Annotated in this window: 11 protein-coding genes, 1 pseudogene and 1 riboswitch; of the genes and pseudogenes, 5 read left to right on the plus strand and 7 right to left on the minus strand. The window is 70.7% G+C overall.

The genetic code is table 11. The features are described from left to right. Positions 1 to 175 precede the first annotated feature (175 nt). Entirely contained in the window at positions 176 to 1,213 is a 1,038-nt protein-coding gene (locus KBI5_RS21465; RefSeq protein WP_085016261.1) for a CD225/dispanin family protein, read from the plus strand. 70 nt (positions 1,214 to 1,283) lie between these two features. On the opposite strand, the gene KBI5_RS21470 is transcribed toward KBI5_RS21465, so the two are convergent. Next, positions 1,284 to 1,850: a CD225/dispanin family protein gene (locus KBI5_RS21470; protein ID WP_085016262.1), complete on the minus strand. Its 567-nt coding sequence runs from the start codon at positions 1,848 to 1,850 to the stop codon at positions 1,284 to 1,286. Positions 1,851 to 2,333: 483 nt separating this feature from the next. On the opposite strand from KBI5_RS21470, the gene KBI5_RS21475 reads away from it, so the two are divergent. Beyond that, the gene (locus KBI5_RS21475; protein WP_085016263.1) at positions 2,334 to 3,680 is read left to right on the plus strand and encodes a glycosyl hydrolase; all 1,347 of its coding nucleotides are present in this window, start codon (positions 2,334 to 2,336) and stop codon (positions 3,678 to 3,680) included. A gap of 67 nt (positions 3,681 to 3,747) precedes the next feature. On the opposite strand, the gene KBI5_RS21480 is transcribed toward KBI5_RS21475, so the two are convergent. The 5 genes from KBI5_RS21480 to KBI5_RS21500 all read right to left on the minus strand — a co-directional run bounded on the left by KBI5_RS21480 (position 3,748) and on the right by KBI5_RS21500 (position 9,157). Next, positions 3,748 to 4,410, minus strand: a complete 663-nt coding sequence (locus tag KBI5_RS21480; RefSeq protein WP_198537873.1) for a TIGR03085 family metal-binding protein — start codon at positions 4,408 to 4,410, stop codon at positions 3,748 to 3,750. 27 nt (positions 4,411 to 4,437) lie between these two features. Then, positions 4,438 to 6,069, minus strand: coding sequence for a CHASE3 domain-containing protein (locus KBI5_RS21485; RefSeq protein ID WP_011434757.1), 1,632 nt, complete (start codon positions 6,067 to 6,069; stop codon positions 4,438 to 4,440). Then, positions 6,069 to 7,241 carry a SpoIIE family protein phosphatase gene (locus tag KBI5_RS21490; RefSeq protein WP_011434756.1) on the minus strand — a complete coding sequence of 391 codons (1,173 nt, stop codon included), beginning with the start codon at positions 7,239 to 7,241 and terminating at the stop codon, positions 6,069 to 6,071. Before KBI5_RS21490 ends, KBI5_RS21485 begins: the two co-directional genes overlap by 1 nt. Positions 7,242 to 7,477: 236 nt before the next feature. Then, positions 7,478 to 8,239 carry a hemerythrin domain-containing protein gene (locus tag KBI5_RS21495; RefSeq protein ID WP_241883079.1) on the minus strand — a complete coding sequence of 254 codons (762 nt, stop codon included), beginning with the start codon at positions 8,237 to 8,239 and terminating at the stop codon, positions 7,478 to 7,480. A gap of 204 nt (positions 8,240 to 8,443) precedes the next feature. Continuing rightward, on the minus strand, positions 8,444 to 9,157 hold the full coding sequence (locus KBI5_RS21500; RefSeq protein ID WP_011434754.1) for a PhzF family phenazine biosynthesis protein: 714 nt from the start codon (positions 9,155 to 9,157) through the stop codon (positions 8,444 to 8,446). 224 nt (positions 9,158 to 9,381) lie between these two features. On the opposite strand from KBI5_RS21500, the gene corA reads away from it, so the two are divergent. The 3 genes from corA (at position 9,382) to KBI5_RS21515 (ending at position 12,872) form a co-directional block, all read left to right on the plus strand. Continuing rightward, positions 9,382 to 10,641: a magnesium/cobalt transporter CorA gene (gene corA, locus KBI5_RS21505; RefSeq protein ID WP_241883081.1), complete on the plus strand. Its 1,260-nt coding sequence runs from the start codon at positions 9,382 to 9,384 to the stop codon at positions 10,639 to 10,641. 214 nt (positions 10,642 to 10,855) lie between these two features. Beyond that, positions 10,856 to 11,242 carry a hypothetical protein gene (locus KBI5_RS21510; protein ID WP_011434752.1) on the plus strand — a complete coding sequence of 129 codons (387 nt, stop codon included), beginning with the start codon at positions 10,856 to 10,858 and terminating at the stop codon, positions 11,240 to 11,242. Positions 11,243 to 11,593: 351 nt separating this feature from the next. Continuing rightward, positions 11,594 to 11,760, plus strand: a riboswitch (cyclic di-AMP (ydaO/yuaA leader). A 5-nt stretch (positions 11,761 to 11,765) separates the two neighbouring features. Next, entirely contained in the window at positions 11,766 to 12,872 is a 1,107-nt protein-coding gene (locus KBI5_RS21515; protein WP_085016267.1) for a C40 family peptidase, read from the plus strand. A 519-nt stretch (positions 12,873 to 13,391) separates the two neighbouring features. On the opposite strand, the pseudogene KBI5_RS21520 reads toward KBI5_RS21515, so the two are convergent. Next, a pseudogene (locus KBI5_RS21520) lies at positions 13,392 to 13,638 on the minus strand (plasmid partitioning protein); the annotation flags it as partial.

Raw genomic sequence — 13,638 nt, forward strand, 5'->3', positions numbered from 1 at the left:
GCCGGGACGTCACGGCCTGACAGCACGAATCTGCCAAAGGCAGACGAATGGCGGACTGATGGCGGACGGATCGCCTATCATCACCGCTGATGGCGCCCGGCCGACGACGGGGAATGGYGGTTCGCATGGTGCCTTCCGATCGGAACCGCGGCGACGTCGTCAAGCGGATCGGACGTTGACCCCGCTCAACCGGCTGGTTCGCGAACTCGGTGGCGTCGACGCCTACGCCGTGCTCGGGGTAGCGCGCACCGCCGACCGGGCGGAGATCCGCCGGGCGTACCGGGCCCGCGTCCGGGCTCATCACCCCGACAATCCCGCCAGCCGGGACGCACAGTCCATGCGCACGATGCAGCTCCTCACCGTGTCCCACGAAATCCTCGACAGGTGGCGGGACGAGTACGACGCCCGCCTCACCGGGTCGCCCTCGTCCCCGACACCGGACGCGGGCGGCCCGGGATCGACGAACCACACCGGCCGGACGAATACCGGCGCCCGCACGAACGCCGGTTGCCGGACGGACACCGGTGCCCGCTGGGATCCCTGGACCGCGGCCGACACCGGCCCGCGGTCGGGCTCACGCATCAGCGACCCGTCATCCCGCACCACCGGCACCACCGGCACCACCGGCACCACCCAGCGTCGCCCGAGGACCGATCGGCCCCGCAGCCGCTGGGAGGAGGAGTTCCGCCCGCCTCCGACCGAACCATTGCGGTGGAACACGCACAACGTGCGGTGGCCTGGGCCAGGGGACACCGGCGGTCACTACTACTCGAGCGGACATCACTACTCGACCGGCTACCCACGGAATCGACACAACGACACCGGCCCCCATCCGGGCTGGCCCGGAACACAGGCCCACCGACCCGCCGAACCCCACCAGACGCTCCGGCGGCACGCGCAGACACCACGGCACGCGCAGACACCACGGCACGCGCGGACGCGGCAGCGGCCGGGGACCGAGGCGACGCCAAAGGTCGGCAATTACCTGGCTCTCGCGATCCTGACGACATTCCTGTGCGCACCGCTCGGCGTGATGGGGATCATCAACTCCTCGCGCGCGTCGAATCGACTCCTTGCCCACGACGTCGCCGGGGCGCGCCGGGCATCGCGTCGCAGCCTGGCCTGGTGCCTGGCCGGACTCGTGTTCGGCCTCCTCTTCCTCGCGTCTCTCTCGGTGATGGCGGGGCTCTGCGGCGGGAGCTCCATCGGCTGACGAGCCGACAAGCGAGCCAAGCCGACGGCCGTTACGACGAGAGCCTGACTCTCGGTCAGGCCACGCTCCTTCAGGTGCGAGCGGGTGGGAGCGTCGAATACGACGTGCTGGAATCGGTCTCGAAGCCGCCGGCCAAGCCGATGACGAGGATGACCAGGAACACCACGATGATCGAGATGGCCGAGATGATGCACCACATCCTGGCCTTCTTGGAGGCGTCCAGCGCGCCGTTGATGTCGCCGATCTGCTGGCGGCTCTGCACCTTGGTGGCATAGACGATTGCCACCACACCGGCGGGCAGACAGCACAGCAGGGTGACCACGATCGACTGCCACAGGTAGGTCGGGATCGGCTGGTTGTAGGGCGGAGGTGGGCCGAACCCACCCGGGCYGCCGTATCCCAGCGGGGCACCGTAGCCCTGCGGCGCGCCGTACCCACCGGGCGGGGGTCCATAGCCGGGCGGTGGAGGGCCGTAGCCGCYCTGGTCATAACCGCCCTGGCCACCGTAACCACCCTGGCCGTAACCGCCCTGGTCATAACCGCCCTGGCCACCGTAACCACCCTGGCCGTAGCCGCCCTGGTCATAACCCCCTTGACCGTGACCGCCGGCGGGAGGGTACTCGGGTGGCTGGGACATTGGGTGCTCTCCTGTTGTCGTCGTGGCGGGCGAGCCGGTGAACGGCCCCGCCACCGCGCCTGGCCGCATAACCCCCGGGGCGCTCGACCAGGCACCGCGGACACTCCACCGGCGCGTGATCCCCGACCCGTGCGCGGAATCCGTGACGCGAGGTGGGTTGACCACCAGGCACATCCCAGGCTCCGCGCGCGCACATTGTGGCACAGCCAGCGTGTCGACCAACCGGCGTGCCGACCAACCGGGCTCCACGCCACCCGAGAGCCTCACCGCCCGAAACCCCCGAGTTCCGACAAGTCGGCCTAGCACGTCGGTGTAGTGTCTCGTCCGAACTATCTAGACACGGCAGCCGGCGTCGAGGGGGCGACCGGAGGCCGGTCCGGTCCGTCTCAGGCTGCTGTGCGACATGGAGGTCATCCGCTTCGATGCCGAAGCCGGGACCCGGGGGGTCCTGACGACACTGCCACGCACGGAGGGATACCCGCGGTGAAGCACCGAGCGGAGGGCAATCCCAGCCCGCCGAGAGTCCGATCCGGTTCCCGGCGCGGGCGCCGCCGTCCGCGTCACCCTGCCTGGATCGCGTCGCTAGGCGTGATGGCTCTGGTCGCCGCCRTAGTCGGGTGGACCCTCGTCCCCGAACGCGACACCGGGGGCGAGGGCTCGGCGACAGTCGAGGCCACCGCCATCCAGCACGGGAAGCCCCGACACGGCGATGACCTCCGGGTGCAACCCAGCCTCTCGGCGGGCAGCGCCTCGGCGGGCAGCGCCTCGGCGGGCACGACCGGCGGAAACTCCCGCGCGACCGTCGGCTCGCCGTCGCCCGCCCCGGTGCCCGCGGGCACCCCGGCCGGTACGGCCCCACGGACCACCGCCAGGCCGACGACCCCCGGCGCCGCGGCCCGGGTCACGAAGCCTGCGGTACAAGTGCCCGTTATCCCCGTCGGTGGTGGGGGCGGTTCGGTGCCCGGCGGCATGAGCGGCGTCGCCGCGGGGACGATGACGCAGGTGCGGGCCTGGGAGAGCTTCCGCGGCTCGCCGGTCAACGTCGTGYTCACCTTCACCGACAGGTCGAGCTGGCAGACCATGACGAACCCGTGGCTCGGCTCGGGCCCGGAGAAGTTCTCGACCTTCGCCGGCACCTGGGTCATCTCGCAGTCCTTCTACCCCACGGGCGGTGGGGACATGAACTCCTGCGCGAGCGGCGCCTACAACGGCCACTGGGCGGACTTCGGCCGGTGGCTGGTGGCGAAGGGCCGCCCGGCGAGCGTCATCCGGCTCGCCTGGGAGTTCAACGGCGACTGGTTCCCGTGGTCGGTCTCCAAGACCAACCCCACCACCTGGGTGAACTGCTTCCGCCAGGTTGTCAGCGCGATCCGCTCGACGGATCCGCAGGCCCGCATCGACTGGGCGCTGAATGCGCACAGCAGCGGAGCCTGGGCCGTCTACCCCGGTGACCAGTACGTCGACATCATCGGCATCGACAGCTACGACCAATGGCCGGCGAGCACGGACGACGCTGCCTTCGCCAGTCAGTGTCACGCCGAAGCCGGGCTCTGCTCGACGATCGCGTTCGCCCGCCAGCACGGCAAGCAGTTCTCGGTCCCAGAATGGGGACTCGTCGGGAAGAGTGATACCGGGGCGGGCCGCGCCGGCCAGGCCGGCGGCGACAACCCGGTGTACATCCGCAACATGTACCAGACGTTCGCCGCGAACCGCGACATCCTCGCCTACGAGACGTACTTCAGCGATTCGTCACCCGGGAACGTGCACTCCTCCCTGGTGAACCCGACAGAGCATCCCGCTGGCGCGGCCACCTACGCCTCGCTCTGGTAGCGCCTTGCTCTGGTAACGCCCCGCCCCGATAGCGGCACGGCTCCGACCGGATCGCAGCCGCCGGGAGCTAGGGACCGGTGGGAGCCGCGCGGAACCGCTCGATGTCGGCGTCGGAACCGCGCAGCTCGACCCGGGCGACCTGGCCCCGCCCGAACGCGTACAGCACGATCTCCTCAGGTGGCCCGACGATCTCCACCACCGGCTCGCCGCCGTGCAAGGCGCGCCGGCCAGGAGCGTCCGTACGCTCCGCCACGACACCCAGGCCGGCTCGCCGGAACCCGGCGAACCCGATCAGCAGCAGAGCGGTCCACATCGCGTCACGGCTTCTGGTGTCAAGCTCGCGAGGCTCCCAGCCAGGGGCGGCGCGGCGGATGTCCTCGGCGTGCACGAAGAACTCGACCAGGTTCATGGCATCGTCGATCAGGCCGATGCGGGTCGGCTGCCACCACGGCGGCCCGGCACGGAACGTCTCGACCAACTCGGGAAAGGTGTGGGCCCGCATGGTGGCCCGCTCGGCCCGCTCCGTGATGCCGTGCAGCCGACCGACGATGAGCCCGGGAGCGGCCCACGGCACCCGCTCGCGGGTGACCAGGTGCGCCACCAGATCATGGTTCGTCCATCCGGCGCAGAGGGTGGACGCCGCCGGGCCACGCTCGGCCAGCAGGTCCGCGAGCTCCCGCCGCTGCGCACGGGCCCCTGGCCGGGTGAGAACCRCTCCTGACCCCATCATGTGCGGCACTCTAGGCGATGAGGCGACTCACGGCGGGTCTCTGGCCGTTAGAAGTCTCCGGTTAGGGAAAGTGAACCGGAAGGTGGTTCCGTCCTTCACCGCGCCGTCCAGCCAGATCCGGCCGCCGTGGAACTCGACGATCTTGCGACACAACGCCAGCCCGATGCCCGTGCCCTCGTAGACATCCCGGCCGTGCAGCCGCTGGAAGATCACGAAAATCTTCTCGGCGTACTCCGGATCGATTCCGATCCCGTTGTCGGCGCAGTACAGCTCCCACTCGTCCGCCCGGTCGACGACACCGACATGCACGGCGGGAACCGTCTCGGCCCGGAACTTCAGCGCGTTCCCGATCAGGTTCGCGAACAGCTGGGTGAGCAGGACGGGGTCCCCGCGCACGACCGGCAGATCATCCGCGGTGACCTCGGCCCGGGCGCTCTCGATCGCGATGGACAGCGCTCCCACCGCCCGGTCGAAGATCTCCCCCAGGGACACATCGACGAAACCGTCAGTAGTCCGCCCCACCCGGGAGAAGGCCAGCAGATCGTTGATGAGCTGCTGCATCCGCTTCGCGCCGTCCACCGCGAAAGCGATGTACTGGCTGCCCCGCTCGTCGAGCCTGTCACCGTAGCGTCGCTCCAGGAGCTGGCAGAAACTCGCCACCTTCCGCAGCGGCTCCTGCAGGTCGTGCGAGGCGACATAGGCGAACTGTTCCAGGTCACGATTGGAGCGCCGCAGCGCCTCGGCCTGCGCCTCCACCGCGGACCGCGCCGCCCGCGCGACCCCGAGCTCCCCGATCAGCTGGCGTCGCATCGACTCCACGTCGGCGGCGAGCGAGGCGATGTCCGGGGGACCGGTCGGCTCGACCACGTGATCGAGATGTCCGGAGGCGACGGTTCGCGCATCGTCGCTCACCCGCTCGAGCGGGCGGGTGACCCAGGACCGTAGCGCCCGCGCGATGACCGCCAGGAGTACGGCCATGACGGCCGCGCCGGTCACCAGCGCGAAGATCAGGAAACGGAGCGCCGCCGTGACGTGCTGGCGGGCCCGGACTTCCCTGGCCCGCAGGTCCGCCTCGAGGTCCCCGGCCGCGGCGCGGACCGCCTCGAAGCGGGTCTTGCCGAACTCCGGTGACAACAGGCGGGCCGCCGCGGGACCGCCCACCCGCACCGCGTTGATGGCCGGATCGGCGTAGTCGCCGTGCCAGGCCCGGATCCGGTCCTCCAGCACGGCGAGCCTCGCCAGCAGGTCGGGGCGCTCCACGAGCCGTCGGTGCAGGTCCGCGAGCAGCGTGCGCTCGGCCCTGCGCCCTTCGTTGTAGGGCTCCAGGAAGTCCTCGCTGCCCTGAAGCAGGTAGCCCCGCATCCCGGTCTCCTGGTCGACCAGGCTGGAGACCAGTTCGGTGGAGCTCAGCAGAGCCGGGGCGAGGACGTCGCTGCGCGTGTGGAGGGCGTCATCAAGCCGGACCAACGACGAGACGACGAGACCAGCGACGATCATCAGCACCATCGCCGCCACCGCGTAGGTCACCTCGAGTCGACGGCGCAGGCGCCAGACGGACCCGACCCGGCCGCGCTCCACCGCTCCGCTCGGCCCCGCGTCGCCCGCTCCCCCGTCGGTGACGTTCGGGTGGGTGACGTTCGGGTGGGTGCGCTCCGGCATCAGCCGGCACCCCAGATCAGCAGCAGGAGCGCGACGTCGTCGGTCAGCGGGCCGCCATTGCGCGCCTCCACCCGGTCGATCAGGTTGTCGAGCAGCCCGTCGGGGTCGTCGGCGGGCCAGAGTTTGGCGATCTCGGGCAGCACGCCCTCCCAGCCCAGCGGTTCCCCGCCCGGTCCCTCCCGCCCCTCCAGCAGGCCGTCCGTGGCGAGCAGGAGCGCCCAGTGCGGCCCGAGCTCGATCCGCACCTCCTCGGAGAGGTCGTCGTCGACGATGCCAAGAGCCGGACCGACGACGTCGCCCGGCAGCGCCGACAGCCGCGGATGCAACAGCGCCGGCGGCGGATGACCGGCCAGCCGCATCCGCGCCGAGGTCCGGTCGGGAGCGATCGCGAGGGTGCACACCGTCGCGAAGATCTCATCCTGTTCCCGCTCGCTCACCAGCACGCGTTGGAGATACCCGAGCCGGTCGGGTTCCGGAACACCGGCGAGGACCAACGTGCGCCACGCGATCCGCAGGCTCACCCCGAGCGCCGCCTCGTCCGGGCCGTGCCCGCAGACGTCGCCGAGCAGGACGTGGAGCGTGCCGTCCGCGGTGGACACCATGTCGTAGAAGTCCCCGCCGAGCAGGGACTGCTGCCGGCCGGGGCGGTACCGGGCGTCGTGATGCAACCGGCCGTCGTCGATGAGTGGCCGGGGTAACAGGCCGCGTTCGAGGCGGGCCCGCTCGTCCGCCAGCAGCTCCGACTCCCGCAGCGCCTGCGCGGCGGTGTCGGCCCGCTTGCGCTCAATCGCGTACCGGACGGCCCGGACCAGGTCCCGCCCGTCGACCTGACCCTTGACGAGATAGTCCTGCGCGCCCGCGGCGACCGCCTGCGCCCCCCGGTACTCGTCAACCAGACCGGTGAGCACCACGACCGGCGCTCCCGCCTCGACCGTGAGCAACCGGCGTAGCGCCGACAGGCCCTCGCTGTCCGGCAGCCCGAGATCCAGCAGCACGCACGCGACGTGCTCGCTGCGACGGGCGGCTTCGGCCACCGTGCGCACCCGGGTCAGCTCGACCGGAGCGGAGACCTCGTCGAGGAGCTCGGACACCAGATAGGCGTCGGCATCATCATCCTCGACCAACAGCACCGGCCAGATCACTTTTACGGGATCAGCGTTCGGCGCCCGCATCGCGGTGCCCTCGGTTCCTGACACATCTCCTCGGCATTGCACGACACGAGGCCATACCGGCCCAACCCGGACTCGAAGCATGGCACGACCACGGCGCCCGTGCGCATCGGAACGCCGAACCGGAGTGGACCGCGGCCAGGAAGACCGTCAGGAAGACAGAGCGCGACGGGCTCCGGAAGACCGGGCTCAGGAAGACATGGTGGGCCTACGGAAACGACGGCAGTCGCAAGGACGGATCAATGAGCGGCGATGTGGCCACCAGTGACGTTGTGGCTACCAGCGGTGGTGTCGCCCTGCGCGCCTTCCTTCCCTGACGGGGTCTCACCCGCAGCCGGCGCCGTGGGACGGCCCAGCAGGTACCAGCCCCACAGCCCGGCGGGCACCGGGGCCCGCCTCGGCGCGCCGGGCACCTCCCGGGCGTCCATCACGTCGAGCAGGTGATCCCAGTAGCCCGTCAGGCGGGCCGCCAGGCTTCCACCGAACAGCCTGCTGTGCAGAAGGTGCGGATGCGGTCGGGTCGGAGCGTGGCGCATCGCGTCGGAGAAGCGGTCGAGGAGATCCCGGCGCTCGTCGTCGGACAGCTCGGCCATCAGCTCACGCAGAAGTTCGTCCTCCAGCGTCGCATGTTCGACCATCAACGCGGCCAGATCCCGGCRCAGGTTCGCGACCGGCTCCGCGGGCCGGTTGAGGTCCCCCTGGACGTACTGTTCAATGCCGCGCATCACCGAGGAGCAGCGCCGCKCCAAGCGGCCCAGGTCCGCCACCCGCGCCCGGCCGCCCACGACCCGGCGGGCCATCTCCGGGTAGACCACCGACTCCATCGCGCTCAGGTGCGCGGAGACGGCGGCCACGGCCGCGTCGCTGGCGCGCAGCGCCTGCCGCGGGTCGGTCGACGGACCATCCACGTCACCGTGGGCACCGACGTCGCGCGAGAGCTCGATCAGACGGACGGCATCCTGATGCGCGGCCTCCACCAAGGTCACCAACGTCTCGGCCATGACCACCTCGCAGCCCATGGGCGGATACCCAGCGGAGAGCTACCGGGATCCAAAGCTACGCCTATCCGACCCGGTCCGCATCTCGGCAGCCACCACGCAGCCGTAACCCGGTACCCACAAAGGGTGCCAGTCGCCTCGCTCGGCACCTACACTCTCAGGCTTGGTCCCCCTGGTGTCCGGCCGTGGCCGCGCCGAACGGCACCGTCACCGGGCGAGGAACTCGTCGAGATCGGCGAGGAACCTCGTCTCGTCCTCGACCACCAGGCCGCCGACATCGGCGTGGCCGGGCGGACCCGGCTGCGCGAGCACAATCGAACCGGCGCCGTGCCGGATGGTGAGCCGCCGCCCGAGCATCGCGGCCAGTCGCATGGAAGCCGACCCGCAGGCCTCGTCCTCGGTGACGCCGTGCCTGCTGGCGAAGGCCCGGGCCCGCACGACCCCGCCCGGCTCATCCTCCCACGCCCAGAGCTGGGTCAGGTCCTCGGCGGGTGGACGGGGCAGGTCGAGCGCGTCGACCTGGCCCGGGTCCGCGAGCATCTCATGCCACCAGCAGGGCACGGCGGCCAGGGCGCCGCGGACCCAGACCCGGCCCTGCTCCTGCCAGCTGACCGCCTCGCCGCCGGCCGGGCGGAGGATCTCCGGATGGCCACCGAGCAGCCGACCCAACAGCCAGGCCGACCCCACCAAGGCGTGCCCCGCCATGGGCAGCTCCCCGGTGGGCGTAAAGGTGGCCAGCTCCGCCAACTCCGGGTCGTCGACGAAGACCGTGGCGGGGCAGCCCAGTCGGCGCGCGACGACGGACCGCTCCCGCGCGTCGGGCAGCAGCTTCGCGGCATCCAGCACCACGGCGAGCAGGCTGCCGCCGGCGCCCGTCTCGTCGGCGAACACCCGAAGCGTGCGTACCTCGATCCCGATCACTCGATCCTCCCTGTGACGTATCCCATGCGCCGGACGTGTATCTCACCCTTCGTGMCACACCACGCCGGCACAGTTGCCAGGCATCCGCGTCCACGGTGAAGCCCGGATCGCCTCCGGACGGCCGGCACCGACTTGTCACCATGAAGGTTCACCAGCGGGGAAGGGCGTGGGAGATGCCGACAGGTGGACCTGGACATGGATCGGCGGCAGGGAAGAAGGCAGTGATGCGGGACGACGCGGTGCCGGGCGAAAGGGTACGCGACGAGACGGTACGCGAGACCCGGGGACGCGACGTTGATGGCGCGCGCCCGGACGGCGGCGACCACGGCAGCCAGCATCCCGTTCGGGAGGTGCTGGGGGACGCCCTGGAGCAGGCGTCGGCCAACGCCCATAAGCTCGCCGGCGCGCTGACCCGTCCGGTCTCCCTGGTCCGGGTGGGTCGCAAACGACGCGGGGCGCCCCGCTCCGAGCTACCGCGGACACCGGACGGGCGCGTCATGGCCTGCGGCGTGTACAGCCATGGCCGGCGGGTCACCATGGACATCGACCAGGCCGACGCGCTGCGGTTGGCGCGGTCCGAACGCAACGGGTTCGCCTGGCTCGGCCTGTTCGAGCCGAGCTACGAGCAGCTCACCGCGATCGCCGAGGAGTACAGGCTGGACAAGCTCGCGGTGGAGGACGCGGTCACCGGCCACCAGCGCCCCAAGCTCGAGCAATACGAGAACCACCTGTTCATGGTGCTCAAGACGACCAGTTACGTGGAGCACACCCAGGTAACGGGCACCTCCGAGGTAGTCACCACCGGCGAAATCATGATCTTCCTCGGCGAGGACTTCGTCGTGACCGTGCGGCACGGCAGGCACGGGGAGATGACGAAGCTGCGCGGCCGGCTGGAGGCCAACCCGGAGATGCTCCGGCACGGCCCGACGGCCGTGCTGCACGCCATCTGCGACAGCATTGTGGACGACTACGTCCGCACCGTGGAAAGCATCCAGGCCGACGTCGACCAGATCGAGACGGGCGTCTTCCACCGGGATCAGAAGCCGTCGACGGAAAGCGCCTACCAGATGAAACGCGAGCTTCTGGAGCTCAAGCACGCGGTGCTGCCGCTCGCGGGCCCGTTGCGTACCCTCACCATGGACGCCCCCACGATGGTCGACGTGGCGATGCGCCGTTACTTCCGGGACGTCGCCGACCACCTCGAGCAGGTCAGCGAGCGAATAGCTCACTTCGACGAGCTGCTTTCCTCCGTGCTCCAGGCGACGCTGACGCAGGTGAYGATCGCGCAGAACGAGGACATGCGACGGATCAGTGCCTGGGTGGCGATCGGCGCCGTCCCGACCGCCGTCGCCGGGATCTACGGCATGAACTTCGACCACATGCCGGAGCTTCGTCAGACGTGGGGCTACCCGGCCGTCCTGGCCGTCATTACGACGATCTGTCTGTTTCTCTACCGTGCGTTCAAGCGCAACGGCTGGCTCTGACACCGACCTGCATGCTATGCGCGCATAGACCACGACAATGACGGCAGATCCATAGTCCCTTTTTACTATAAGTTGGCTGACGCGACGTATCCGTACGATGGGTTACCCCTGGCCCGCCACGTCGGTTACCGTTACCAACCGTGTCGGAGCAACCGGGTCTCGCGCCAGCCGCTCGGCGCGGTCCCCGCCGACCCCCCACCCCTCGGGGGACTCCATGACCTCGCCTGACCCCAAGAGTCGTAAAACGGCCATCCTGCCCGATCGGGGCGATCTCATCGCGGAGCTCGCCGGCCGGCTGGAGGCCCTCGACGCGCTCCTCAACCGGCTGGAGGATGCCGAGCGGCAGGCCGCCGACGCCAGCGAGCATCTCATCCGGACCCGCCGGTGGCAGGAGGACACGGTCCGGACCATCCAGGAGGAGCGGGCTCGGATGCGCCAGCGCCAGCACGCCCTCGACGAGCTCGCCGACCACGCCCGCGCCGCGGTCGAGGCGCTGGCGCACCACCGCTCGCTGCCCCGTGAGGTCCACGAGCTCGCGGTCGAGCTCCAAGTGCTCGATGCGGCGGGATTCCTCACCCGCCGCGGCTCCCGGTCCCGCTGAGGGGGGTGCACACCCGGCCTCACCCGTCGACTACTTTAAGTAGTCAAAATCGCCCACGGGCCGCGGGAGGGCTACCCGCCCGCCCGCCTCTCACCCGGACCGGCCGCCGCCGCGGACCCCACACGCAACGAAAAACCAGCAGGACAAACGGGGCGCGAAGGGCCTTAGGGCCGCCCGGTCAGCCCGGCCGACCGCGCGGGCCGCCGACGCCGCGCGACGGGAACTTCAACGCGCACTCGCTGTAGTTGGGAAGGACTAGTGTTTACCCACCCCATCCAAGTGGACTAGTCTCACGCCGACGTCACGACAACACCGGGCCGAACGCCGAGTCCTGCCCCCGGCCCCGGTGTCCCCTCCGAGTCGTCATCAGGGGCAGGAGCGGGGGACCCACCTCCACCGGCCGGCGCCGATCCGCGGTGTCGACCTAGGGGTGAAGCTCGACGCGTGAAGGTCACGCGAGAGCCGGGCAGCCCAGCCCGAACCCGACAGCTCACTTCGCAGGCGCACGGGAAGGAATACACCGTTGTCCGCGCAAAGCGTGCAGCTCGACGAAGAAACGCGAGGCGCCGGTCGCGGCCGTCACCGCGCACCCTCCGCGCCCCCGGCCGCCCGCAGCCGGGCCCGGGCCCGCGCCTTCGCCGCCGTGACCACCGGGACCGTCGCGGTCTCCGGAGTGGCTCTCGCCGGCTGCGCCACCGACATCAACGCCGACGCCGCGAAGGACGAGCAGCCGAACACCGCTCCGATCACCCTCGCCGCGCAGATCGGCTCCCAGGCCGCCCTGGGGGGCAGCATCGCCGCCGCGGCGGTCAGCACCCACGGCTCCACCTCCCTGCTCGGCTCGACGGGCGGTGTCGACGCCCCGCCCCTGGCCGGCAAGGTTCAGGTCGGTCTCCGGGTGACCAACCCCGACGTGAGCGTCAGCGCGGACCAGCCGATCGACATCGGCTTCTCGCTCTACAACGAGCAGACCCACGAACCGCTGGCGAACCAGCTGGTCAAGGTGCAGGTGAAGCTCCCCACCGGGTGGGCCACCTTCAAGCACCTTTACACCAACGCCCAGGGCTACGCCTCCTACACGGCCCGGGTGCTCACCACCACGAATGTCACCGCGGTCTTCGACGGCACGGACGCCCTGCAGTCCGCCCGCTCGGCGAACGACGCCACCCTGCGCGTACGGCCGGCGCCCACCCCCCGGCTCGTCCGCAACGCCGCCTGGTCGGATCTCCTCACGACAGGGGACGCCGCGGACCAGGCGTCGGTTCCGGTCCCGTCGAGCTCCCTCGGGGAGAAGGCCGTCTACCTGGCCTCCCTGCAGGCCGGCAAGCCCTACGTCTACGGTGCGGAGGGCCCGAGCTCGTTCGACTGCTCCGGCCTCATCCAGTACATCTTCAAGCAGCTCGGCAGGAGCGTGCCGCGGACGACCGACGCCCAGTTCGCCGCCGCCACCCGGGTGTCGCAGTACAACAAACAGCCCGGCGACCTGATCTTCTTCGGGACACCCRGGAACATTTACCACGTCGGCATCTACGCGGGCGACGGCATGATGTGGGCGGCGCCGCACACCGGCGACGTCGTGTCGCTCAAGAAGATCTATACCACCTCCTACTACGTCGGTCGGATCCTCTAGCGGCCGGTCGGAGCCGGCGCACCGCCCTCATGCCGACGCAACGGCTCACCCGGCTCCGGTGGATCGCCTTCGCGGCTGGGGCGCGGACCACACGAGCCCTGCCAGTCCACGAGCGGCCGGCTACCGAGCCCCTCTCCAGGCGCCGACCCGAAGCCGTGGAAGCCGGACCCGGGACTCCCACCCACCGGCGAAGCCGCGGACAGACCAGCAAGCGGGCCCTGTCACCGCCCGACAACCCGCCTATGTGGTTCCTTTCCAGCTCTCCGGACGGGCCCTCCTTCCGGTGGGACGGACGTCAGATCTCCCCCCCATCTGACGTCCGTCCGGCCGGAAGGCCCCCGATTCCGCCGGCCTTCCCTCGGATTCCCCCCCCATCCGCACGGGAAGGCCGGCGGGCCTCGGGCCCCGGCCGACCAGGTCCGCCGATGCCGCTACCCCCCTCCCGGCGGCATCGGCGGACTTCAGCCCTCGGTCTCTGCCCGGTGCGGAAACCGCCCGGCCCGCTCGCGGGCGCCGCGGTCAGGCCCCCAGCCGGTGACCAGACGAGAACTTCCACAGGGTCTCGCTGACCTTCCGGTCCCAGGAGGCCTCCGGGGCCCGGCCCTCCGGGACACGGTCCTGGCAGGTCGGCCCGGGCTCCGGGTCGAACTGCCCGACGACGCCGACCGCGGCGAACTCCGGCTTACCCGGGGCGCAGGCGGCGGTCAGGGCCAGCCGGGCACCCTCGCCGATCCCCCACACGTAGACCCGGTTCGGATCCACCTTG

The organism is Frankia sp. KB5 (assembly GCF_002099325.1).
GTDB lineage: Bacteria > Actinomycetota > Actinomycetes > Frankiales > Frankiaceae > Frankia > Frankia casuarinae.

What these genes read in the sequence shown, in the direction of transcription:
- KBI5_RS21485 (WP_011434757.1), bottom strand. Translation starts at nt 6,069, where the DNA reads ATGCCGGAGCGCACCCACCCGAACGTCACCCACCCGAACGTCACCGAC.
- KBI5_RS21490 (WP_011434756.1), bottom strand. Translation starts at nt 7,241, where the DNA reads ATGCGGGCGCCGAACGCTGATCCCGTAAAAGTGATCTGGCCGGTGCTG.
- KBI5_RS21510 (WP_011434752.1), top strand. Translation starts at nt 10,856, where the DNA reads ATGACCTCGCCTGACCCCAAGAGTCGTAAAACGGCCATCCTGCCCGAT.